This window comes from Alicyclobacillus cycloheptanicus, assembly GCF_028751525.1.
GTDB lineage: Bacteria > Bacillota > Bacilli > Alicyclobacillales > Alicyclobacillaceae > Alicyclobacillus_L > Alicyclobacillus_L cycloheptanicus.
In genome coordinates this window covers 1,263,604-1,286,918 of record NZ_CP067097.1, presented here as the reverse complement: position 1 = coordinate 1,286,918, position 23,315 = coordinate 1,263,604, and the positions used below count along the sequence as shown (strand labels likewise).

The following is a 23,315-nucleotide window of genomic DNA, read 5'->3' as shown; positions in this document are numbered from 1 at the left end:
AAGGAACCCCGCCTTATGGGGCCGGCGGAGGATGCTTGGGCCGGCCGATTAGGAAGGAAAACCGCCTTATGGGGCCGGCGGAGGATGCTTGGGCCGGCCGATTAGGAAGGAACCCCGCCTTATGGAGCCGGCGGAGGGTGCCTGGGCCGGTTAGGGCCGGCCGATTAGGAAGGAACCCCGCCTTATGGGGCTGGCGCAGGGTACCTGGGCCGGTTAGGGCCGGCCGATTGGGAAGGAACCCCGCCTTATGGGGCTGGCGCAGGGTACCTGGGCCGGCCGTTAGGGAAGGAAACCCGCCTTATGGAGCCGGCGGAGGGTGCCTGGGCCGGCCGATTAGGAAGGAAACCCGCCTTATGGAGCCGGCGGAGGGTGCCTGGGCCAGCGAATTAGGAAGGAAACCCGCCTTATGGGGCTGGCGGAGGGTGCCTGGGCCAGGCGATTAAGAAGAAAACCCGCCCTATGCGGCCGCCGCAGGGTGCCTGGGCCAGGCGCGCCAAGCCCTGGCCGGCCGATTAGGAAGAAGTGGTGCCTTGCCTTGTGCTGCTGATTCGTGCCACGCGCGAGTGTGGGGGGCTAGGAGGTGCTGTCTGATGGACTTGGTAACACAGTGCATCGTCAATGGATGGCGTCGCGTCGCGTTCATCGGCACTGCCAAGCACGCCGGCAAGACAACCGCCCTCAACGCGTTCATCGCGCGGGCGGGCCAGGCCCGGTTCCAGAGCCCCGCCGGTCCCCTACATTCCGCCCTTCCCCGGTCTCCCGCAGACCGTTCGACCCGACCCGGCGCGGTTTCGACACTCGGGTTGCTCAGTGTCGGTCTCGACGGCGAACGACTCGACACCATTCTCGGGGTGTCGAAACCTGCAATTGAGGCGCCTTCCGGGACCATCATCGCTTCCGCGGAGCGCGCGTTGGCTGATTCGGATGCGGAGCTGGAGTACCTGGCGGCGCTGCCCATTGAATCGCCGCTCGGCACGGTGCTCGTCGCGCGCGTGCAGCGTGCGGGGCGGGTGGTGCTCGCCGGGATCCGCCAACGACACCACGTCGAGCTGGCCGCACCAGCCCTCGAGCAGGCCGGCGCAGACCTCGTGCTGATTGACGGGGCGTTCGATCGCGTCGCAGCCGCAGCACCTGACCTGGTCGACGCGGTCGTCATTGCAGTCGGCGCGATTCACGGGCGAACGGTCGAAGATGCCGCTCGCCACGCGTTTTTGTTGCTGCAGAAATTTCGGCTGCCGGAAATCCCGGCCGATTTGAAGGCCGCCCTGCAGCCTGCCCGCGAACAGGATGTCGGCGGGGTGCTCATCGCAAGCGCGGCTGCGGAGGCGCCCTGCGCCTACCCGCGCGGTGCCCTCCCGCCCTGCGCCTACCCGCCCGGTCCCTTCCCGCGCGGTGGCATCTCGCCCGGCGCCTCCCCGTCAGAACCTTCCCATGCGGCGTTGACGCTGGTGCCGGGCCGGGGGGTGTCCGACTTCGTGCGCTGCCTCGAATCGGCTGCGCCGAGCTTGGCGTGCGCGTCTGCGCATCAGCCGTCGATCACCTGCTATGTGCCCGGGGCCGTGACCACGACCTTGTTGGAGGCGCTCGCGCGCTGCGGGGTGATGCACCTCGTTGCGGCTCATCCGGCGCAGATTCTGGCGAGCGCAGAGGCCATCGCCAGGTGGTTCCGGCGGGGGCACCGGCTGTCCGTGTGGCGGCGGGTGCCAATCGCCGCGATCGCCGTAAATCCCCACAGCATCACCGGGTACGACCTGCCGAGCGAGCCGCTGCAGGACGCCATCCGGCAAATCGCGCCCGGCATTCCGGTGATCAATGCAAAGGAGTGGATGCGGGTGGCGCAGTCATGAAACCGGCGATGAGCTCCACTATGAACCCAGCGACAAGGCCTGACATGCACTCGGCGATGACCTCGACTCTGAACGCCGCGGCGAACCCCGCCGTGAACGCGGAACGAGCAACTTTCCTCGATCACGCCAGTGCCAACGCAGTCGGTTGGGATGCGTTTTGGCGCGCGTTTGAGCCGGTGACGCCGGACGGCCGCCGCGCCAAGCAGGCGATGCGCCCGTTTCTTCCCGGCAATGACCCACACTGGGAGGCTGCCTTGTCACAATTGCGATCGGACGCGGCCGCATGCGACCGGGCGGGCGACGGTGCGCTCGACACCCTCCGTTCGGTGTACCTGACTAGACTGCCAGACATTGCGCAGGCTGTCGCCGCACTGCGGCAGCCTGGCATCGTGCTGTCGCAGAAGGACCTGCTGCTGCTGAAGCAGTACCTGTTTCACGGCCTTGCCTTGGCCAACGCCGCGGAGGCCAGATCCTTCGCGTGGACAACGCCGCAGCACTGGACGCTGATCCTCACCCTGTTCGGCCAACAGGCCCTCGAAAGTCAGCAGGCGCTCCAAGGCCAACAGGCCCTCGAAAGCCAGCAGGCCCAGCGCGCACAGCAGGCCCGCCAACCCGACGGCGCCCTGCTGCCGTTGACACCTACATTCGCCGTCGATCACGTCGCAGACGACGCCTACCGCGCCGCGGCTCGGGCGTTCGCAGCCGCGTCGACCACGCTGGCAGAGCGGCTGCACGAGCGGGATGAACAATGGATGGAAGCGGCCGGGGTTCGTCCGGACTGGGCGGGGAGACTGGTGCTGCGCCGGCCGGATCACGTCGCGTTGATTGGCGAACTCAAAGTGGACCCGCGGCTTCGATGGCTGCAGGACACACCGTTCGAGAGCCTCTTTGAGGTTGTCGAAACACCGGATATTCGCGCCTGCCGCGAACAGGTCAGCGCTGCCCGCGAGCAGCTCGCGCACGCGGCCGAGCAGGTGCTGGCCCGGTTGTGCGCCGCCCTTCGCGCCCACCTGCCGACGCTCCTCCAGCTGCAGGCGGACGTCGCCGACCTGGATGTGCGGCTTGCGAAGGTGGCGTTGCTTCGCCGCTGGCAGGCGGTTGGGGCGGGCTGCGTCCCTACATCGGCCCATCGCGTGGAACTGGTGGCCGGCATCCACCCGCAAGTCGCGGCCCGGCTGGGCCAAGCAGACCGTTACGTACCGCTTTCGGTCGATCCCGACCCTGGCGCGAACGTCCTGTGCGGTGCCAACATGGGCGGGAAGACCGTGTCGTTGAGCCTCCTTTTCATCTGCCAGGTGCTGGCACAGTACGGGCTGCCGGTGCCAGCGCAGGCGTTTCGAACCCGCCTGTTTCGGACGGCCCGCTTTGCAGGGCATGCCCAGACCGACCTGCAAAGCGGCCTGAGTTCCTTCGGGCAGGAGGTCATCACGCTGAAACACCATTTGGCCCTGCACGCGGAAGGGCGCGCGTTTGTCTGTCTCGATGAGCCGATGCGATCCACCAATCCGGCGGAAGGGGAAGCGCTGGTAGTCGGTCTGCTGCGAACGGTTGTGCGCGACAAGCGGGACTCCATCTGGTTTGTGGTCACGCATTTTGCCGGCGCCGCGCGCGTGCCGGGCATCACGCGGTTTCGCGTGAAGGGCCTCGCTGAAGACGCGGTTTGGCGGCACCTGACGGATGATGGGGCCCCGGCACGGGATGCGGCGGAGGATGTCGACGTTCTTCGCGGGCTTGCGGCGGCGATGGACTACCGCGTGCTGCGGTGGGCGGACGAACCGATGCCGGAGGAGGCGCTGCGGGTCGCCGCGTGGCTGGGCCTGCCATCCGACGTGCTGCAAGCGGGCAGGCACTTTCTCGCAGAGGGGGAGCGTGAACATGACGGACGTGAATCGGATCGACACGAGCACACCTGACACGAACCGGCCGTCAAAGCTGCAGCTGGACGAGGGGCTCGTGCGCCGCGGGCGCCAGGCAGCCAGTCAGATTGCCGACTCGGTCACGGCGTTTTTGGCGGCCCGCACCACGGTGGCCATCGAGCGAACGGTGCTGCGGCTGTTCGGCGTGGACGGGGTGGACAGCGCGGGCGTGCCGCTGCCGAACGCGGTGGTGGAAACGGTACGGCGCGCCGGCACGCTCGGGGCGGGCATCACAAGGCCGTTTGTGAACGGCCTCATCCAAACCGGGTTGTCTGCACAGGCGCTGGCGGAGGCCGTCGCCCATGGTGCCGTCTCGCTGGCGGACTTGCCGCAGGCACCCGAGGCGGCGGTGGTCCGCCAGGCACAGGACCTTGCGGACGTCACGCTCGCCCGCATCGCGGCCAACCGGCAGACGCGGGAGGCGCTGTTGGCGCGGCTTGGGAAAGGCCGCCAACCGTACATCTACGTGATCGTCGCGACAGGGAACATCTACGAAGATGTGGTGCAGGCCCGTTCGGCGGCGCGGCAGGGGGCGGATATCATCGCCGTGATCAGAAGCACCGGCCAAAGCCTGCTCGACTACGTGCCCTACGGCGCCACCACCGAAGGGTTTGGCGGAACGTTTGCGACGCAGGAGAACTTTCGCATCATGCGGGCGGCGCTTGACGAGGTCGGGGAAGAAGTGGGTCGCTACATCCGCCTGTGCAACTACTGCTCGGGGCTGTGCATGCCGGAAATCGCGGCCATGGGCGCCTTGGAGCGGCTGGACGTGATGCTGAACGACGCGCTGTACGGCATTTTGTTCCGCGACATCAACATGCAACGGACTTTGGTGGACCAGCATTTCTCGCGGATGATCAACGCGTATGCGGGGGTCGTGATCAACACGGGAGAAGACAATTACCTGACCACGGCCGATGCGGTCCAGGCGGCGCACACTGTGCTTGCCTCACAGTTTCTGAACGAGCAGTTTGCGCTCTGCGCTGGGGTGCCGGAGGCCCAAATGGGGCTCGGGCACGCGTTTGAGATGAACCCGATGATTGAGGACGGATTGCTGTACGAATTGGCGCAGGCGCAGATGGCGCGGGAGATTTTCCCGAACGCGCCGCTCAAGTACATGCCGCCGACGAAACACATGACGGGCAATATTTTTCGCGGCCACGTACAGGACGCCTTGTTCAACCTGGTCGGCATCATGACGCAGCAGGGCATTCAACTGCTTGGGATGATGACGGAGCAGATTCATACGCCGTTGATTTACGACCGTCACCTGGCCATCGAGAGCGCCAAGTACATTTTCAACAACGCGCGCCACCTCGGCGACGAAATCCAGTTCAAGCCGGACGGCATCATCGTCCAGCGCGCCCGGCAGGTGCTGCAGGAGGCGGTGGCGTTGTTGGAAGAGATCGTTCAGATTGGGTTCTTCGAAGCGCTCAGCCGGGGGATGTTTGCGGATGTCAAGCGAGCGGAAACCGGCGGCCGGGGGCTGTCTGGGGTGATTTTGCGCGAGGCGGACTACTTCAATCCGTTCGAAACGGCGCTGCGGGAGCGGTTGGGGTTGTCTGCGGAACACGCGGGGGTGAAGGCATGAGCGGGGGAGCGAAAGAATGGACGCCGATCGAGCCAGGGGAGCGCCCGCGGCCGTCTGACCGCCGAGCGGTCGACTGGCGGACGCAAATCGCCAAGGTCGACTGGACGCGCGTCCGGCCGTACGGTGATACCATGGATGACGGCAAGGTGCAGCTCAGCTTCTCACTGCCGGTGCCGGACGGGCCGGAGGCGGTGGAAGCGGCCCGGCAGCTGGGGGCAAAGATGGGACTGGCCGAGCCGACGGTCGTGCATCACGAGGACATCGGCGAAAACTTTACGTTCATTGTGATGTACGGCAGCTGTGTCCACACCGTCGACTACGCCCATCTCCAAGTGCCCAAAGTGGACGCCGCCAGGATGGACTTTGACGAGATCAACCAGTTCATCCGGGCGCAGATTGGGCGGAAAATCACCGTGATTGGCGCGTGTGCGGGGACAGACGCGCATACCGTCGGGATCGACGCGATTATGAACATGAAGGGCTACAACGGCGAATATGGGCTGGAGCGGTACCCTGAAATCAGCGCGTTCAACCTGGGCAGCCAGGTCGAACCGGAAGTGCTGCTGCAAAAGGCGGTCGAGCTCGAGGCGGACGCGATTCTGGTGTCTCAGGTGGTGACGCAGAAGGACGTGCATGTGCACACCCTGAGCGCCCTGGTCGATCTCCTCGAGGCCGAGGGGATTCGCCGCAAGGTGGTGCTGGTTGCGGGCGGACCGCGCATCACGCATGAGCTAGCGCTGGAGCTGGGTTATGACGCCGGGTTTGGGCCGGGGACGCTGGCCCCGGATGTGGCTTCGTTTATCGTGCAGGAGATGGTGCGGCGCAATTTGGCGTGAACGGGACTGCGCGCTGTCCGCGCCGCGCGTTCGCGCCAGCCCGTGTTGCGTGTCATGCCGGGCGTGACGGCCGCGCGTCATGGCCGGGCGTTATGTATGAATCCGCGTGAGAAGGCCAAATTACTGTCAGTACGAGCGCGCTGGGACACACTTGTACAGTGCGCAAACTGACGTGAGGAGGCCTCATTTTATGGCATTTCACACACCGCAGCGCATTGCGGAACTGACCGTCGATGCCGGTGAACGAAAGGCGCAGCTGCCGTTTGGGACCATGGCGATTCTCGGGTTTCTGGCGGGCGCCTTCATCTCGGTCGGATTCTTGCTCGATATCCGGGTCAGCGGCGACCTGCCCGCAGCCTGGGGGTCGTTTGGGTCGTTTCTCGGTGCTGCCGTGTTCCCGGTCGGCCTGGTTTTGGTGGTGTTGGCTGGGGCAGAACTGTTGACGGGGAACATGATGTCCGTCCCGATGGCGTGCTTTGCTGGGCGCATCTCGGTCGGGCGAGGGATTGCCAACTGGATCATCATTTTGGTGACCAACTTCATCGGCTCCGTCTGTGTCGCGTACTTTTTTGGTCACATTGTCGGATTAACGGAGACGGGCCCCTACCTGTTGAAAACGGTGGCGGTGGCGAAGGCGAAGCTCGGCGATCCGTTCGGTCCCGCCTTTGTCTCGGCGATTGGCTGTAACTGGCTGGTTTGTCTCGCGGTGTGGCTGGCCTACGGGGCGGAGGACTTTGCGGGGAAAATCCTGGGCATCTGGTTTCCGATTATGGCCTTCGTCGCGATCGGATTCCAGCACGTTGTGGCCAATATGTTCGTCATTCCGGCAGCCATCTTCGCGGGGTACTATACCTGGGCGGACTATTTCCGCAACTTCGTGCCCGTTTTCCTGGGAAATGCGGTCGGCGGCGCGATCTTCGTCGGTGCACTGTATTACATTGCGTATATCAGCAACGCCCGCAGAGAGGGAACCGGCGAGTAATGGGGCGTTCAACGAGCCGCATCCTGCTTAGGGGATGCGGCTTTTGGGCATTCGTCACAACAGTCCTCTTCGTCACCTGCGCCGTCCGCACACCGGCGGCGCAGGCTGCCGTGTGGAACGGGGTCGATCCCGTCGCCGCGCCGGGTCAGGCTTTCGTTGTTGTCGACACCGCACGAAACCGCCTGACATTGTATGAGGCCGGTGTACCGGTTCGCATCTGGTCAGTCGGGCTTGGAAAACCGGACACGCCGACGCCGATTGGTGAATGGGTCGTCACCGACAAGCAGCGGGGCTGGGGTGACGGCTTTGGCACGCGCTGGCTGCGCATCAGCGTGCCGTGGGGCATCTACGGCATTCATGGCACCAATAAACCCCATCTGATTGGCGGGGACGTCAGCAGCGGCTGCATTCGCATGCGAAACCAGGATGTGGAGGCCCTCTACCCAAAGGTGCGCATCGGCACCCCGGTGCTGATTGAGGGGAACCCGCTCTGCGATGGGCGGCGCTTGGAACTGGGCCACATTGGCTCCGATGTTTGGCTGGTTCAGGACCGCTTGGCCCGTCTCGGCCTTTACGAAGGACCATGCGACGGTCGCTTCGGATTCGAAACCGAAAAAGCCGTCAAGGCGTTTGAGGCGGCACACCACCTGACGGTGGACGGCGTTGTGAACCTCGCGGTCTATCAGGCGCTGGGGTTGGCGGAATAACCACGCAGCGGTGCAGGCCGCCGACTTCAGCTTGCGAGAACGTGGTCCTTCCTTTGCTGCAAAGCACGTACAAAGGTATGGAAGGCGCACGTCGAATTTGGTAAACTGGATGTCGAACTATAAAAATCACAAAATTCTTAACTATATTTTGAACCACCTTCCAAAAGGACCGTTCGCCGCAAGAGGAGGGTGTTTGTATGAAGCTGCCTCAGGACAGGCAAACCCGGGTCAACCTCTCTTTCATGATGCCGTTTATCGCCGTGGTCGTCATTCTGGTTGGGCTGAACTTGTATCAGAACCTTCGTTATGCCACGTTTGATGTCACGATTCGCGGACAATCTCCGTTATCCCAAAGTGCGAACGGATTTGCCGACGCAAACAAGCCCATCTCGCCTTCTCAAACGAGTGCGAACGAAACGGTGTTTCGCGGCCTTCACACGTATTGGTGGGCCGATCGCGCCTCCATCTACACCCTCGGGAGTTTGAACGGCGGCTTGTGGTTCCGTGTTTCGCCCACCCTGCGAGGCGATTTTGAATTGTCTCCCGGAAATCTCCCCTCCAGGTCGGCCGTTGTCGGATTGAATATCGAGAACGCGGACGGCCAGGTGGTCACCGACCTGCAGCCGGGCAAATGGTACAAGGTGGAACAGTATGGCAAGTGGTTTACGATGAAATTCAATTGGTAAAGACCTCGAAATCGTCAGCGGCCGCACCGGGCAGAAGCACATGGGCGGAAGATCCGTTTCCCTGATCGACCCTATCTGTGGTATTTTTAAATAGAGTCTGAAGACGAGACATATACTTCGGCAATCGCTACGTACTCTATGAGGGTAGACCAAGCGGACCATGGGCGGTTTGCCGGGTTTTGTTCGTACCGACCGTTTGGTAGGGAGGAGGAACCAGAGATGTGGTATGTCATTCAAGGCATCGTCTTTATTGTGCTTCTGCTCGGTGCGCTGTACTCCTTCGGAATCGCGATCTACAACCGCTTCAAGCTGCTGAAGGCGGCCAAGCCGGATGTGGAACGCACCGATCGACCGGGGCAGCGCGCCTGGAGTTTTGTCAAGTACGTGCTTGGCCAGCGAAAGGTCATTGCTGAGCCGTCCGGTTTGGCGCACTTTTTTATCTTCTGGGGCTTTATCGCGTTGGTGTTTGGTGACCTGGACTTTATCGTCTACCATCTGACGCGCTGGCACTTCCCGTGGGGGACGGCGCCTGCTTATCTGTTTATTGAAGAAATGTTTTCGCTTCTCGTCATTACCGCCCTCATCATCGCGGCCATCCGCCGCTACGCGATTCAGCCTATGCGCATCGACCAGGGCTTCGAAGGCGGCTTGATTCTGAGCTTCATCGGAATCATTGTCATCACGTATTGGATCGCGACCGGCGCCGACCTGGCCAAGGCGGGCGTTCACCCGGGCTGGGCAGCACCTGTGCTGAACTGGGTCAGCGAGGTCTTTGCCGGGTTGTCCGGCGGGACACTCCTTGCCATCAGTGAAGTGGCGTTTTGGGTGCATGTGCTGACCATCATGGTGTTCTTGATGGTCATTCCAAGGTCCAAACACTCCCATATGATTGGTTCGATGTTCAACTGGTACTTCCGCCGTCTGGACGCTCCCGGCAAGCTGCGCAAGCTGGACCTGGAGGACGAGAGCATTGAGGAATTCGGTGTTGGCAAGGTCTTCGATTTCACGTGGAAGCAGCTGCTCGACGGCTACGCATGCACGGAGTGCGGCCGTTGTCACATCAACTGCCCAGCGACGTTGTCTGGCAAGCCGTTGTCGCCGAAGTATCTGATTTTGAAGATGAAAGACCACTTGAACGAGGCCGGTCCTGGCATGCTGGCGAAGATGGCTGCCGGAGCTGAAGATTATGAGCCGGAGTCGGTATGGGCGAACACGTTCAGCGAAGAGGAAGTGTGGGCGTGCACGACCTGCCGGGCGTGTGAAGAGGCCTGCCCGGTTGCCAACGAACATGTGCAGGACATCATTGACCTGCGCCGCTGGCTGGTGCTGACGGAAGGCAAGACTTCTCCGGAAGTCTCCAAGGTGTTTGCCAACCTCGAACGTCAGTCCAACGAGTGGGGCATCAACCGCCGGGAGCGTGCGGCTTGGGCGAAGGACCTGCCGGTTCGCACCATGGCCGAAGTTGAAGGGAAGGCGGAATACCTGTTCTTCGTCGGGACGATGGCGTCCTACGACCAGCGTGCCCAGAAAATTGCACAGGCGTTCGCCAAACTGCTGTTGGCTGCAGGGGTTGATTTCGCCATCCTGGGGACGGAAGAAGAGAGTGACGGAGATTCCGCCCGTCGGCTGGGTAACGAGTTCCTGTATCAGGACTTTGTGCAGCGCAACATCGAGGTGTTCAAGGAATACGGTGTGAAGAAAATTATCACCACCGACCCGCACGCGTTCAACACGTTCAAGAACGAATATCCGGACTTCGGCTTCGAGGCAGAAGAGGTTTGGCACAGCACACAGTTCGTGGCGAAGCTGCTGCAAGAGGGCAAGTTGAAGCCGACCAAAAAGGTCGAAGAAACCATCACGTATCACGACTCGTGCTACTTGGGCCGCTATAACGATATTTACGACGCGCCGCGCTATATTCTCGAATCCATTCCGGGTGTAAAATTGGTTGAGATGGAGCGGAGTCGGAACAAGGGCATGTGCTGCGGGGCCGGCGGCGGTGGCATGTTCAAGGAAGAGACGGGGACACGCATCAACGTGATGCGCGCGAAGCAAGCCATCGACACCGGTGCGAGCATCGTCGGCACGGCTTGTCCGTACTGCATGAACATGCTGATCGACGGGACCAAGGCAAACGGCGCGGAGGAAGACGTGAGCACGTACGATGTGATTGAGCTGCTGGCGATGTCCGTGGACGTGCCGGCGCCCGCCGTTGCGGAAGGGGTCTCCTGACCCTGTTTGTGACCCGCTGCAGTCTCTTTGCCGCGAACCTGCGGTTCAGAAGCTGCCTGTGAGGTTTATACGCACAGCCGTGTCACTATTTTTCAACACAGAAGGGGGCGGTCCCATTCGGCAATCCAATGCCTTTGGGACAGCCCCTGTGGTGTTGCACCACATTGTCTCGGACCGGCGCGTTGTGCCCTTTTGAGCACCAAGTGCCGCCCGCGAGATGCACAGGTGCACGAAAAGGAGGAGGCATATGGGGAAATCGGTGATTGTATCCGCCGTGCGCACACCTTTTGGCCGCCTGAATGGCGCGTTGGCCGCACGGCCTGCGGTAGAACTGGGAGGCATTGCGATTCGGGAAGCGTTGAACCGGGCGCGCGTGCGGGACGAGGAAGTGGAACAGGTGCTGATGGGCATGGTGCTGCAGGGCGGCGCTGGCCAAATTCCCGCCCGTCAGGCGGCCCGATACGCTGGCTTGCCATGGGAAACCCCGAGTGTTACCGTGAATAAGGTGTGTGCCTCTGGACTGCGGGCGGTGACGCTGGCAGACGCGCTGATCCGCGCGGGGGATGTCAAGGTCGCCGTGGCTGGCGGCATGGAGAGTATGTCGAATGCGCCCTACGCCGTACCGGGCGCGCGCCGCGGCCTGCGGATGGGCGACGGTGCGGTCATCGACCTGATGATTCACGACGGGTTGACCTGCGCCTTTCACAACGTCCACATGGCGGTTTTGGGCAGTGAGGTCGCCAAAGAGTACGGCATTTCCAGGGAAGCGCAGGACGCCTTTGCCTTGCGCAGTCATCAGCGGGCCATCGCGGCCATCGACGCCGGCATCCTGCGGGAAGAAATCGTGCCCGTGACCGTCACACAGAAGCGCGAGCAGGTCACAGTGGATACGGATGAGGCACCGCGCCGGGACACATCGCTGGATAAACTGGCAGCGCTTTCACCTGTGTTCGATCCCGCTGGGACCGTGACGGCGGGCAACGCGCCGGGTGTCAACGACGGCGCGGGCGCTTTGGTGGTGATGGACGAGACCTACGCACAGCAGACGGGCCGCCAGCCGCTTGCGACCATCCTGGGTTACGCGGAAGTCGCCGCGGAAGCCAAGTACATCGCGACGACACCGGGTCTGGCGATTCAAAAACTCCTCCAAAAGACCGGAAAATCAATCTCGGACATTGATTTGTTCGAGGTCAATGAAGCGTTCGCGGCCGTGACGCTGACAGCTGGAAAGATGTTGGACTGGGATGAATCGAAAGTCAACGTCAACGGAGGCGCGGTCGCGCTGGGTCACCCGATTGGCGCGAGCGGTGCGAGAATCCTCACGACGTTGATTTATGAACTCCGTCGGCGGGGCGGCGGGCTCGGCATCGCGGCGATCTGCAGCGGGGCGGCACAAGGCGACGCGGTTCTCGTTGAAGTGTCCGGAAACTGACGGCTTCATCCTTTATATCCTTTATTTCTAAGAGATAAGGAAGGCGATGGTTTGTGACGCAGAACGTACAGAAGTTGATTGTCATCGGGGCTGGCCAAATGGGCAGCGGCATCGCGCAAGTCGCTGCGGAGGCGGGGCTTCGCGTCCTGTTGAACGACATCAGCGAGGCCTATGCCGCCAAAGGACTGAACAGAATCCGGGCGAACCTCGAACGCAATGTGTCGAAAGGGCGGCTGACGGAGGCGGAAATGGACGCTGTTCTCGGACGGATTTCCCTTTCCACCACCTTGAACGACGCCGCAGACTGCGACATGGCCATCGAGGCGGCGACCGAAAACCTGGACATCAAGCTGCAGGTGTTCCGCACGCTGGATGAAACGATGCCAGCTCATGCCATTCTGGCCTCGAACACCTCTTCACTGCCGATCACCGAAATTGCGGCCGTCACCAAACGGCCTGCACAGGTCATTGGCATGCACTTCATGAACCCCGTGCCGGTGATGAAACTGGTCGAAGTGATTCGCGGTTTGGCGACATCGGACGAGGTGTATCAAACCGTGTACGAATTGGCCGTCAAAATGGGCAAAACGGCGGTGGAAGTCAACGACTTCCCGGGCTTTGTGTCGAACCGCGTGCTGATGCCGATGATCAACGAAGCGATTTACTGTGTGTACGAAGGCGTCGCGACGCCGGAGGCGATTGACGAAGTCATGAAGCTGGGGATGAACCACCCCATGGGTCCGCTGACACTGGCGGATTTCATCGGCCTGGACACCTGTCTGGCCATCATGGAAGTGCTGTACGAAGGCTTCGGCGACTCCAAGTACCGCCCCTGCCCGTTGCTGCGCAAGTATGTGAAGGCCGGATGGCTGGGCAAAAAGTCTGGCCGCGGCTTCTACCAATACGACTGATTCGGAGGAACCGGCTGTGGACTTCGAATTTACACCAGAGCAAAAAGAACTCATCCAGGTTGTACGAGACTTTGCAACCAATGTCATCGCCAAGCGGGCGGCTGAGATTGACGAGACGGACCAGTTTCCCCGGGACATCATCAGCGAGATGGGGAAACTCGGCATCATGGGGCTGCCGATTCCGGAGGAGTGGGGCGGCGTCGGCGCCGACTTCCCTTCGTACATTGCCGCGATTGAGGAAATTGCTTACGCCTCAGCGGCGGTCGGCGTCATCTTGGCCGTCCACACATCGGTCGGGACGTTCCCGATTCTCTACTTTGGCACACAGGCGCAGAAGGAGCGCTACCTGCCAAAGCTCGCCAGCGGAGAGTGGATCGGCGCCTTTGCGCTGACCGAACCGGGTGCGGGCACGGATGCGGCGTCCATTCGGACGCGTGCGGTTCGTCAAGGCGACAAATACATCCTCAACGGCTCGAAAATATTCATCACCAATGCAGGGGAAGCCGGCGTCTACTGTGTGTTCGCGGTCACCGATCCGACGAAAGGCGCCCGCGGTGTGACGGCGTTTTTGGTGGAGCCGGGGATGCCGGGCTTTCGCGTGGGCAAGAAAGAGCGCAAGATGGGGCTGAATGGTTCCAACACCTGCGAACTGCTGTTTGAGGATGCGGAAGTGCCGGTGGAAAACCGGCTGGGTGAAGAGGGACAAGGCTTCTCCATCGCCATGCGCCTGCTCGATGGCGGGCGCATCGGCATCGCGGCGCAGGCCCTCGGGATTGCGCGAGCCGCCTTCGATGCGGCCAACGCACATGTCCACAGCCGAAAGCAGTTTGGTCAGGAACTGGCCGGCTTTCAGGGTGTGCAGTTCATGCTGGCGGACATGGCCACCAAGATTCAGGCGGCGCGCTGGTTGACGTACCACGCCGCAGCGCTCAAACAGCAGGACCGAAAGTGTACGCGGGAGGCTTCCATGGCCAAGCTGTTTGCCAGCGACACCGCCATGCAGGTGACCACGGACGCCGTTCAGTTGTTCGGCGGCTACGGGTACATCAAGGACTTCCCGGTTGAGCGGTACATGCGCGACGCCAAAATCACGCAGATTTACGAAGGCAGCAACCAGATTCAGCGGGTGGTCATCGCCCGGCAGCTGAATGACGTGAAGCGGATTTAAGGAACGGTTTGACGACCGTGATCGCTCGCTGGGTGCATTTTGCGCCTCATCGACATGGGGATTAGGAGGAAGTTGGATGGATTTTTTGCTGGATAAAGAGCATGAGCAGATTCGACAGTTGGTGCGCGACTTTGCGGATAAGGAAATTGCGCCGGGGGCAGCGGAGCGCGACGAGAAAGAGGCGTTCGATCGCGGCATCTTCGACAAGATGGCGAGTTTGGGGCTGACGGGGATTCCTTGGCCCGAGCAGTACGGCGGCGCGGGCATGGATTACCTGGCGTACGTACTCACCATTGAAGAGTTGGCGCGCGTCGACGCGTCTGCGGCCGTCGTGCTGTCTGCGCACACCAGCCTTGCCGGCTGGCCTATTTACAAATTCGGCACGGAGGAACAGAAGCAGAAGTACCTGCGGCCGATGGCCGAGGGCAAGTGGATTGGCGCCTACGGATTGACGGAACCGGGGTCGGGATCGGACGCGGCTGGCATGCGCACCACAGCCGTCAAAGACGGCAACGAATATGTGCTGAGCGGCAGCAAGGTGTTCATCACCAACGGCGGCCCGGCGGAGGTGTACGTGGTGTTCGCGCTGACTGATCCGTCGAAACGCGCGCGCGGCGTCACCGCCTTTATCCTGGAAAAGGGCATGCCGGGCTTTTCGATTGGCAAGCATGAAAAGAAAATGGGGATTCGTTCCTCCACCACCGTGGAACTGATTTTCGACAACGTCCGCGTGCCGGAAGAAAATCGGCTGGGCGAGGAAGGGTTTGGCTTCAAGATTGCGATGATGACTCTGGACGGCGGCCGCAACGGCATCGCGGCGCAGGCGCTGGGGATTGCGCGCGGCGCCTATGAGAAAGCGCGCGCGTACGCGGTCGAGCGGAAGCAGTTCGGCGCGCCCATCGCGGACTTGCAAGCCATTCAGTTCAAGCTTGCGGATATGGCCACGAAAATTGAGGCCGCGCGGCTGCTCACCTATCAGGCGGCTTGGCTGGAGTCCAAAGGCCTCCCGTATGGCCAGGCGTCGGCCATGAGCAAGGTGTTCGCGTCTGACACGGCGATGCAGGTGACGACGGAGGCCGTGCAGGTGTTTGGGGGCTACGGCTTCATTCGTGAGTACGAAGTCGAGCGCATGATGCGCGACGCGAAAATCACGCAGATTTACGAGGGCACAAACGAGATCCAGCGTCTGGTCATCGCGCGCAACCTCCTGAACGAAGTGCGCGGCTGACCACGGTAAGGACAAAGGGGCACGAAGGAGGGACCCTCCGTTGCATCCACTCGTCCAACGGATTTTTGCGGGTGACAGGCGCGCGGTGGCACGCGCGCTCACCATCATTGAAAACGACGGTCCGGACAAACGCGCCTTGCTGAAGGATCTGTATCCATCCGCTGGCCGTGCGCACGTGGTGGGGTTCACCGGCGCACCCGGGGCGGGCAAAAGTACGCTGGTTGACCAGGTGATTACCCATCTGCGCAAGGCGGGGCTGTCAATCGGGGTGCTGGCCGTGGACCCGTCCAGCCCGTTCACGGGCGGAGCACTGCTCGGCGATCGCGTCCGCATGACGCGCCACAGCGCCGACCCCGGCGTCTACATCCGGAGCATGGGCAGCCGCGGCAGCATGGGTGGATTGGCCGCGGCCTCCCGCGAGATGCTGTACGCACTGGAGGCCTCCGGATGCGACGTGATTCTGCTGGAGACCGTGGGTGTCGGTCAGGCCGAACTGGATGTGATGTCGGTGGCCGACACGGTGGCGCTGGTGCTGACGCCTGGCGCTGGCGATCACGTTCAGGCCGCGAAGGCTGGCATCATGGAAATCGCGGATGTCTTTGTGGTCAACAAGCGCGATTTGCCCGGCGCGGATGCGCTGGTCCGCGAGCTGCGGCTGATGCTGCATGAACGGAGCATGCGCCGCGAAGACTGGGACCCGCCGGTCGTGCCGGTGAGTGCCATCGAAGGTGCAGGCTTGGACGACCTGTGGGCTGAGATTGGCCGCCACGCCGAACACTTGCACAAGCACGGCTACTGGGAGGCGCGGCGGCGCGCGCGGCATCGAGCGGATACCGAACAGCTGCTCATGGCACGCTTCCGTCGCTACATTGCGCACCGCGCAGCGACCGACCCCGGATGGCGGGAAGCGCTTGAGGGAAGCGGCGGTGAGGACCCTTACGATGCTGCCGAACGACTGTTTCGCGAACTGCCGTTTGATGTGCTATAATCATCACATTTGTGAATGGGTGCATCCGAAACGGGCCCGTTTGGCCGCTTCGGACAACCTCGTAAATCCCTGAGGGGGAATTATGCATGGCTGTGACATTGTCGAAATCCCAGGATGAGATTCGAGAGATGCCACTGGTCGAGTTGGTCTGGGAAATCCTCAAGGAGAAGAAGGAGCCGTACTACTTTCGCGATTTGATGAGCGAAGTGCAGGCGCTCCGCGGCATGACGGACGAAGAAGCGATGGACGTCATGGCACGTCTCTACACCGAGATCAACATTGATGGCCGGTTTATTTGCATTGGGCAAAACGTATGGGGACTCAAGCGCTGGTATCCGGTGGACAAAGTGGCCGAGAAATCGGTCACCAGCAAGCGCTTCGTCCGGCGCAGCGGCGACGCGTTCAGTGACGACGATGAAGACCTCGAGGCGGATTTTGAAGATCCAGAGGTCGTCGATGAAGAAGAGGAAGACCTGTTCCTCGCTGCAGATGAGACCGACGAGGAAGACGTCGACGTGGTCGAAACGGTGGACGCGGACGCCGAAGAAGAGGAAGAGGTGTTCGAGGACGAAGCGGAAATCGCCGATGACGAAGAAGCCGCTGAGTACGACGAACTGGAATTGGAAGAGGAGGCTGCGGACGAGGACGAAGACGACGCGTATTGATGCCTCGCCGTTGACACCCTTCTGCCGGGAATCCCGGTACGCCGCAGCACAGCATGCCTCGATGACGGACCGTTGACTGTATCAAAGCCTTGTGCCTGGGAAGAGAAGGGGTCGCACAGAGACGAAACGTTGACCCCTTTTCGAATTACAAACAGCGAGTGATGACTTGGAACCGGCGCGGTGCAGATTGTGGTATACATCGGGCCGGAATTGTTGTGTTTTGACATGGGACAAGCAAGGTAAGATGTGTGTGAATTTTTGAGGGGGAGCAGCATGGCCAAATTCATCTTTGTCACAGGGGGCGTGGTGTCCGGTCTCGGAAAGGGAATCACTGCCGCATCTCTGGGCCGGTTGTTGAAAAACCGGGGACTGCGTGTCACCATCCAGAAGTTTGACCCTTACATCAACATTGACCCGGGTACGATGAGTCCCTATCAGCACGGCGAGGTCTTCGTGACCGAGGATGGCGCGGAAACCGACCTGGACCTTGGACACTATGAACGATTCATCGACAACAACCTCACGGCGGCCAACAACGTCACAAGCGGAAAAATCTATTGGTCCGTGATTACGAAAGAACGGCGGGGTGACTATCTGGGGGGTACGGTGCAAGTCATTCCCCATGTCACCAACGAAATCAAGGACCGCATCATGCAGGCCGCGACGCCGGAGACAGACATCGTGATCACCGAAATTGGCGGTACCGTCGGCGACATCGAAAGCCTGCCGTTTCTGGAAGCCATTCGCGAGATGCGCAGCGACGTCGGCCGCGAGAACGTGGTCTTCATTCACGTGACGCTGGTGCCCTACCTCGGGGCGTCCGGGGAGGTCAAGACCAAGCCCACCCAGCACAGCGTTGCGGAACTGCGCAGTATCGGTATCTCTCCTTCCATCATCGTTTGCCGCACACAAGTTCCGCTCACCCTGGACGTGAAGCGCAAAATCGCGCTGTTTTGCGATACCGACGTAGAAGGTGTGATTGAGTGCCGCGATGCTGACGTGCTGTACGAAGTCCCGCTGCTGCTGCACGAAGAGCATCTGGACGACATTGTTTTACAGCACCTGCGCATCCAGGCACCTGAACCGGATTTGTCAGAATGGGTGCGCATGGTCGACCGCATCAAGCACCTGCATCACCGCGCGCGGATTGCCGTGGTGGGCAAGTACGTTGCGCTGCCGGACGCCTATGCCAGCGTGATTGCCGCGCTGCAGCACGGCGGGTTCGCGAACGACGCGAGTATTGACATCCAATGGGTGCACTCCGAGGAGGTCACCCCAGACAACGTCGCGGACCTGCTCGGCGATGCCGACGGAATTCTTGTGCCGGGTGGTTTCGGTGATCGCGGCATTGATGGTAAGATTTACGCAGCCAGATATGCACGCGAACATCACATTCCGTACTTTGGCATCTGCCTGGGCATGCAAGTGGCCGTCATTGAATACGCGCGTCACGTGGCGGGACTAGGGGGTGCACACAGCAGTGAAATCGATGCGGGGACACCGCACCCTGTCATCGACTTGCTGCCGGAGCAAAAGGACATTGAAGACAAGGGCGGAACCATGCGGCTTGGCGCATACGCCTGCCGGCTCGCCCCTGGTACGCTGGCGGCTGCCGCGTACGACAACGAGTGGGTGACAGAACGACACCGCCATCGCTACGAGTTTAACAACAGCTACCGTGAAATCCTGGAATCGGCGGGACTTCGCATCTCCGGGACTTCGCCGGACGGCCGGCTGGTCGAAATCATCGAGGTGCCAGCGCATCCATGGTACGTGGGTGTACAGTTTCATCCTGAGTTCACTTCGCGCCCCAATCGCGCGCAGCCTTTGTTTCGCGAATTTATTCGCGCTGCGCTGCGTCATCAGGGTGAATCATAGGGTTGAAAGGAAGGCTTGAATTGCCGAAAAAAATCTTGATCGTTGACGACCAATTTGGCATTCGGGTTCTCCTTCAGGAAGTGCTGCAACGCGAAGGGTATACAATCTTTCAGGCAAACAACGGACCAACCGCGCTCGACATTGTGCAGAAGGAAAACCCTGATTTGATTTTGCTGGACATGAAAATCCCCGGCATGGATGGGCTGGAAATCCTCCGGGTGATTCGGAAGCTCGAAGTCGAGACGAAGGTCATTATGATGACGGCGTATGGCGAACTGAATCTGATTCGAGAGGCCATGGAACTCGGCGCGTTGGCCCACTTCACGAAGCCTTTTGACATCGACGAACTGCGGCAGGCGGTCAACGCGCACCTGATGTAGGGTGCAGGGACTGGCGCAGCTTCGAAAGGCGGGTGGTCGGCAGTGACGGCAGCGGTGGAGAGCGTGATTCGACTGCGCATGAGCGAGCACGATGCACATTATGGCGGTCGGCTGGTGGACGGGGCGCGGATGCTGGCCCTGTTCGGCGATATTGCGACGGAGCTGTTGATTCGGCTGGACGGGGATGAAGGGCTGTTTGTGGCGTATGACTGCGTGGAATTCCGCGCGCCTGTGTATGCGGGTGACTACATTGAAGCGCGCGGGCGCATCACACACGTCGGCAACACCTCGCGCAAAATGGAATTCACAGCCAGCAAGGTCATCGAAAGCAACATCCATCCCGACGTGCCCTCGGCCGCGCGCGTCCTCGACCCGCCGGTCGTCGTGACGTATGCCACCGGCACCTGCGTGGTGCCAAAAGACAGGCAGCGGCGCACGGCCAGCGGCACAGTGGACGGTGGCGCGCGTGGATAAGCTCATCATCACAGCGGCCATGGTGGGCGCGGAGGTCACCCGGGAAGCGCAGCCGAATCTGCCCATCACACCGGATGAAATCGCACAAGCTGCCCGCGAATGCCGGGAAGCAGGCGCGAGCATTTGCCACCTGCACGTTCGCAACGACGACGGCACCCCGACGCAAAGCCGCGATCGCTTCCAAGAGACCATTGCGCGCATTCGGGAAGCGACCGACATCATTATCCAGGTGTCGACCGGCGGCGCGGTGGGCATGACACCGGAGGAACGCCTGCAGCCGGTGTCGCTGCGCCCAGAGATGGCAACCTTGACATGCGGGACGGTCAACTTCGGAGAAGACGTGTTTTGGAACGGACCCCGCGAGCTCAAGGCGTTTGCGAAGGCGCTGAAAGTTCACGGCGTACGGCCCGAGTTTGAGATTTTCGACGCGGGGATGATTGCCAACGCGCTTCAGCTCGCCGACATGGAACTGGTGGAGCCGCCGTTTCACTTTGACTTTGTCCTCGGTGTCCCCGGTGGATTGCCTGCGACGCCGAAGAATGTGTTGTATCTCACCGAGCTGCTGCCCCCGGGTGCAACCTGGAGCGTGGCGGGAGTGGGCAGGCACCAGCTGCCGATGGCGGCGCTCGCCGTGACCTTGGGCGGGCATGTGCGGGTGGGCTTTGAGGATAATATCTTCTATCGCAAGGGAGAACTGGCGGTCAGCAACGCGCAGCTGGTAGAGCGAGTGGTGCGGATTGCACGCGAACTGGACCGGCCCATCGCGACGCCCGACGAAGCGCGCCGCATGCTCGGAATTCCCCGGGCATCGGGGCGCAGCACGGGTGAAGCCGCGCAAGACCCAGCGTAGACAAGGAGATGAGGGAGAATGAAGCTCTTTATCGACACCGCCAATGTGGCGGAGATTCGCAACGCAGCGGAAATGGGGATTTTGAGCGGGGTGACCACCAACCCCAGCCTGGTGGCCAAGGAAGGCCGCGACTTCAAGGAAGTGTTGAAGGAGATTGTCCAGATTGTCGACGGGCCCATCAGTGCGGAAGTCGTCAGCCTGGACGCCGACGGCATGGTCGAGGAAGGTTTGCCTCTGGCGCAGATTCATCCGAACATCGTGATCAAGGTGCCGATGACGGCGGAAGGCTTAAAGGCGGTGCACCGCTTCCACAAGCGCGGCATCCGCACCAACGTGACGCTGGTGTTCAGCGCGAACCAGGCCCTGCTCGCGGCGCGCGCGGGTGCAACGTTCGTGAGCCCCTTTATTGGGCGCCTCGACGACATCAGCTTCAACGGCGTGGAGCTGATTGCCGACATCGCGACGATTTTTGATATCCATGGCATCGACACGGAAATCATCGCGGCGAGCATTCGTCACCCCATGCATGTCACAGACGCAGCGAAAGCCGGTGCGCACATCGCGACCTGTCCGTACGCGGTGCTGGACCGGATGATTAAGCACCCCCTGACCGACCAGGGCATCGAGCGATTCCTGGCAGACTGGAGCAAAGTCGAGAAGAGGTGAGTTGATGGACGCGGAGCAAATCATCGAGTTTATCCGCTCGAGTGAAAAGAAAACGCCGGTGAAGGCGTACCTGAAGGGGCGCTTGAAGGAAATTCCGTTTGGGCCTGAGGTACACGCCTTTGTGACTGACACGGTCGGCGTGGTATTCGGCGAATGGAGCGTGCTGCAGCCGCTGCTGGAGACGTACGCGGCGCAGATTGACGATGTGGTGATTGAGAGTGACCGGCGCAACTCAGCGATTCCGCTGCTGGACACCAAGAACCTGCACGCCCGCATTGAACCGGGCGCCATCATCCGGGACCAGGTGGAGATTGGCAACAACGCGGTCATTATGATGGGCGCCACCATCAACATTGGCGCGGTGATTGGTGAAGGCACGATGATTGACATGAATGCGGTCATCGGCGGCCGCGGCATCATTGGCCGCAACTGCCACATCGGCGCGGGTGCGGTCGTGGCCGGCGTGGTCGAGCCTCCATCGGCGAAGCCGGTGGTGGTCGAGGACAACGTGCTGGTCGGCGCGAATGCGGTGCTCCTGGAAGGCGTGCGGATTGGCACCGGTTCGGTCGTCGCCGCGGGGGCGATTGTCATCGAGGATGTGCCCCCGAACACGGTCGTGGCGGGCGTGCCGGCACGCGTTATTAAGACCATCGACAGCCGCACCCAGGCGAAGGTGGAGATTAAGCAGGAACTGAGGCAGCTCTGATGCTGGACACCGAGGCCCTTGTCGACATTCGGCGCACCCTGCACCGCATCCCGGAAGGCGGGTTCGCGGAGTTTGAGACGCAGCGCACCCTGCTTTCCATCATCGCGTCCTTGCCCCAGTCCCACTTGACCGTGCGCACCTGGGAGACGGGCATCCTTGTCCGGGTCACCGGCACGGGGGTAGCGCCGCGGCGGTGCATCGGCTACCGCACGGACATCGACGGCCTGCCCGTGCAGGAGGAAACGGGGCTGCCGTATGCGTCGCAGCACCCAGGGTGGATGCACGCCTGTGGTCACGACGTGCACATGACGATCGCGATCGGCGTGCTCTCCCACTTCGCACATCACCCGCCCGCGGACGACCTGCTGTTTGTGTTTCAGCCGGCTGAGGAGGGCCCCGGCGGTGCGCTGCCGATGCTGCAAAGCGAGGCGTTCAACGCGTGGCGGCCGGATCAAATGCTGGCTCTGCATGTGGCCCCCGAATACCCGGTGGGGACCATCGCCACCCGCCCAGGCCTGCTGTTCGCGAACACCTCGGAGTTGTTTATCGATCTCGTCGGCCGCGGCGGTCATGCAGCCTATCCGCACCGGACGCGGGACATGGTGGTCGCGGCAGCGCACCTCATCACGCAGCTGCAGACCGTCGTCGCGCGCAATGTCGACCCGCTCGATTCCGCCGTGGTCACCATCGGCAAGCTGACAGGCGGCACCAAGCAGAACATCATTGCGGAGCGCGCGCGCCTGGAAGGGACGATTCGCACCCTGTCTCAGCCTGCCATGGCGGCGGTGAAGGCGCGGGTGGAGGCGCTGGTGCGCGGGATTGAGGCCGGCTTCGACTGTCAGGCAGACATCGACTATGGGGCCAATTACTTGCAGGTGTGGAACGACGAGACGTTGACGCGGCGCTTTATGGCATTCGTGCAGTCGGCGGGTACGGCCGAATTGGTCGAGTGCGGCCCGGCAATGACCGGTGAGGACTTTGGGTACTTCCTCGGTGAGATTCCGGGGTTCATGTTTTGGCTTGGGGTGGACACGCCCTACGGCCTGCATCACGGGCAGATGAGCCCGAATGAAGCGGCGATTGACGTGGCGGTCCGCACGGTGGTCGCGTACATCGCGTCGCAGTGCGGCGAGGGTGCGGCCACCAACGGGTAATCGGAGCCACTGATTTTC

21 protein-coding genes are annotated in these 23,315 nt (G+C 61.7%); all 21 read left to right on the top strand.

All coding sequences use genetic code 11. From position 1 onward, the window contains the following. Positions 1-590 precede the first annotated feature (590 nt). The 21 genes from kamB (at position 591) to JI721_RS05775 (ending at position 23,297) form a co-directional block, all read left to right on the top strand. Entirely contained in the window at positions 591-1,847 is a 1,257-nt protein-coding gene (kamB, locus tag JI721_RS05875) for a lysine 5,6-aminomutase reactivase subunit KamB (protein ID WP_274457130.1), read from the top strand. Beyond that, positions 1,844-3,760 carry a MutS-related protein gene (locus JI721_RS05870; RefSeq protein ID WP_274457129.1) on the top strand — a complete coding sequence of 639 codons (1,917 nt, stop codon included), beginning with the start codon at positions 1,844-1,846 and terminating at the stop codon, positions 3,758-3,760. The genes kamB and JI721_RS05870 overlap by 4 nt, the downstream gene beginning before the upstream one ends. After that, entirely contained in the window at positions 3,723-5,354 is a 1,632-nt protein-coding gene (kamD, locus tag JI721_RS05865) for a lysine 5,6-aminomutase subunit alpha (protein WP_274457128.1), read from the top strand. Before JI721_RS05870 ends, kamD begins: the two co-directional genes overlap by 38 nt. Then, entirely contained in the window at positions 5,351-6,190 is an 840-nt protein-coding gene (gene kamE / locus JI721_RS05860; protein WP_274457127.1) for a lysine 5,6-aminomutase subunit beta, read from the top strand. The genes kamD and kamE overlap by 4 nt, the downstream gene beginning before the upstream one ends. Before the next feature lie 190 nt (positions 6,191-6,380). Then, a complete protein-coding gene (locus JI721_RS05855; protein WP_274457126.1) occupies positions 6,381-7,172 on the top strand; it encodes a formate/nitrite transporter family protein in 792 nt (263 codons plus the stop codon). After that, positions 7,172-7,879, top strand: coding sequence for a L,D-transpeptidase family protein (locus JI721_RS05850; RefSeq protein WP_274457125.1), 708 nt, complete (start codon positions 7,172-7,174; stop codon positions 7,877-7,879). The genes JI721_RS05855 and JI721_RS05850 overlap by 1 nt, the downstream gene beginning before the upstream one ends. Before the next feature lie 197 nt (positions 7,880-8,076). Then, positions 8,077-8,565, top strand: coding sequence for a hypothetical protein (locus tag JI721_RS05845; RefSeq protein ID WP_274457124.1), 489 nt, complete (start codon positions 8,077-8,079; stop codon positions 8,563-8,565). A 219-nt stretch (positions 8,566-8,784) separates the two neighbouring features. Next, complete coding sequence (locus tag JI721_RS05840) at positions 8,785-10,797, top strand: (Fe-S)-binding protein (RefSeq protein WP_274457123.1); 2,013 nt, start codon at positions 8,785-8,787, stop codon at positions 10,795-10,797. 247 nt (positions 10,798-11,044) lie between these two features. Continuing rightward, entirely contained in the window at positions 11,045-12,229 is a 1,185-nt protein-coding gene (locus JI721_RS05835) for an acetyl-CoA C-acetyltransferase (protein WP_274457122.1), read from the top strand. Positions 12,230-12,327: 98 nt separating this feature from the next. Beyond that, on the top strand, positions 12,328-13,140 hold the full coding sequence (locus JI721_RS05830) for a 3-hydroxybutyryl-CoA dehydrogenase (protein ID WP_274457703.1): 813 nt from the start codon (positions 12,328-12,330) through the stop codon (positions 13,138-13,140). A 16-nt stretch (positions 13,141-13,156) separates the two neighbouring features. Beyond that, a complete protein-coding gene (locus tag JI721_RS05825) occupies positions 13,157-14,308 on the top strand; it encodes an acyl-CoA dehydrogenase (protein ID WP_274457121.1) in 1,152 nt (383 codons plus the stop codon). Between the two features lie 76 nt (positions 14,309-14,384). Further along, on the top strand, positions 14,385-15,536 hold the full coding sequence (locus JI721_RS05820) for an acyl-CoA dehydrogenase (RefSeq protein ID WP_274457120.1): 1,152 nt from the start codon (positions 14,385-14,387) through the stop codon (positions 15,534-15,536). A gap of 40 nt (positions 15,537-15,576) precedes the next feature. Further along, entirely contained in the window at positions 15,577-16,524 is a 948-nt protein-coding gene (gene meaB / locus JI721_RS05815) for a methylmalonyl Co-A mutase-associated GTPase MeaB (RefSeq protein ID WP_274457118.1), read from the top strand. Positions 16,525-16,610: 86 nt separating this feature from the next. After that, positions 16,611-17,189, top strand: a complete 579-nt coding sequence (gene rpoE, locus JI721_RS05810) for a DNA-directed RNA polymerase subunit delta (protein ID WP_274457117.1) — start codon at positions 16,611-16,613, stop codon at positions 17,187-17,189. Between the two features lie 273 nt (positions 17,190-17,462). Next, positions 17,463-19,067: a CTP synthase gene (locus JI721_RS05805; RefSeq protein WP_274457116.1), complete on the top strand. Its 1,605-nt coding sequence runs from the start codon at positions 17,463-17,465 to the stop codon at positions 19,065-19,067. A 20-nt stretch (positions 19,068-19,087) separates the two neighbouring features. Beyond that, positions 19,088-19,447 carry a response regulator gene (locus JI721_RS05800; RefSeq protein WP_274457115.1) on the top strand — a complete coding sequence of 120 codons (360 nt, stop codon included), beginning with the start codon at positions 19,088-19,090 and terminating at the stop codon, positions 19,445-19,447. Positions 19,448-19,489: 42 nt separating this feature from the next. Next, positions 19,490-19,921, top strand: a complete 432-nt coding sequence (kal, locus tag JI721_RS05795; RefSeq protein WP_274457114.1) for a 3-aminobutyryl-CoA ammonia lyase — start codon at positions 19,490-19,492, stop codon at positions 19,919-19,921. Beyond that, positions 19,914-20,771, top strand: a complete 858-nt coding sequence (kce, locus tag JI721_RS05790) for a 3-keto-5-aminohexanoate cleavage enzyme (protein ID WP_274457113.1) — start codon at positions 19,914-19,916, stop codon at positions 20,769-20,771. The genes kal and kce overlap by 8 nt, the downstream gene beginning before the upstream one ends. A gap of 18 nt (positions 20,772-20,789) precedes the next feature. Continuing rightward, positions 20,790-21,437 carry a fructose-6-phosphate aldolase gene (gene fsa / locus JI721_RS05785; protein ID WP_274457112.1) on the top strand — a complete coding sequence of 216 codons (648 nt, stop codon included), beginning with the start codon at positions 20,790-20,792 and terminating at the stop codon, positions 21,435-21,437. A 4-nt stretch (positions 21,438-21,441) separates the two neighbouring features. Next, positions 21,442-22,143, top strand: a complete 702-nt coding sequence (dapD, locus tag JI721_RS05780; protein ID WP_274457111.1) for a 2,3,4,5-tetrahydropyridine-2,6-dicarboxylate N-acetyltransferase — start codon at positions 21,442-21,444, stop codon at positions 22,141-22,143. Next, positions 22,143-23,297: an N-acetyldiaminopimelate deacetylase gene (locus tag JI721_RS05775; RefSeq protein WP_274457110.1), complete on the top strand. Its 1,155-nt coding sequence runs from the start codon at positions 22,143-22,145 to the stop codon at positions 23,295-23,297. Before dapD ends, JI721_RS05775 begins: the two co-directional genes overlap by 1 nt. Positions 23,298-23,315 lie beyond the last annotated feature (18 nt).

Coding starts and splice junctions, on each gene's coding strand:
- kamE (WP_274457127.1), top strand. CDS start 5,351: ATGAGCGGGGGAGCGAAAGAATGGACGCCGATCGAGCCAGGGGAGCGC.
- kamD (WP_274457128.1), top strand. CDS start 3,723: ATGACGGACGTGAATCGGATCGACACGAGCACACCTGACACGAACCGG.
- JI721_RS05840 (WP_274457123.1), top strand. CDS start 8,785: ATGTGGTATGTCATTCAAGGCATCGTCTTTATTGTGCTTCTGCTCGGT.
- dapD (WP_274457111.1), top strand. CDS start 21,442: ATGGACGCGGAGCAAATCATCGAGTTTATCCGCTCGAGTGAAAAGAAA.
- kamB (WP_274457130.1), top strand. CDS start 591: ATGGACTTGGTAACACAGTGCATCGTCAATGGATGGCGTCGCGTCGCG.
- rpoE (WP_274457117.1), top strand. CDS start 16,611: ATGGCTGTGACATTGTCGAAATCCCAGGATGAGATTCGAGAGATGCCA.
- JI721_RS05855 (WP_274457126.1), top strand. CDS start 6,381: ATGGCATTTCACACACCGCAGCGCATTGCGGAACTGACCGTCGATGCC.
- JI721_RS05850 (WP_274457125.1), top strand. CDS start 7,172: ATGGGGCGTTCAACGAGCCGCATCCTGCTTAGGGGATGCGGCTTTTGG.
- JI721_RS05835 (WP_274457122.1), top strand. CDS start 11,045: ATGGGGAAATCGGTGATTGTATCCGCCGTGCGCACACCTTTTGGCCGC.
- JI721_RS05870 (WP_274457129.1), top strand. CDS start 1,844: ATGAAACCGGCGATGAGCTCCACTATGAACCCAGCGACAAGGCCTGAC.
- fsa (WP_274457112.1), top strand. CDS start 20,790: ATGAAGCTCTTTATCGACACCGCCAATGTGGCGGAGATTCGCAACGCA.
- JI721_RS05845 (WP_274457124.1), top strand. CDS start 8,077: ATGAAGCTGCCTCAGGACAGGCAAACCCGGGTCAACCTCTCTTTCATG.
- JI721_RS05820 (WP_274457120.1), top strand. CDS start 14,385: ATGGATTTTTTGCTGGATAAAGAGCATGAGCAGATTCGACAGTTGGTG.
- JI721_RS05805 (WP_274457116.1), top strand. CDS start 17,463: ATGGCCAAATTCATCTTTGTCACAGGGGGCGTGGTGTCCGGTCTCGGA.
- JI721_RS05830 (WP_274457703.1), top strand. CDS start 12,328: ATGGGCAGCGGCATCGCGCAAGTCGCTGCGGAGGCGGGGCTTCGCGTC.
- JI721_RS05775 (WP_274457110.1), top strand. CDS start 22,143: ATGCTGGACACCGAGGCCCTTGTCGACATTCGGCGCACCCTGCACCGC.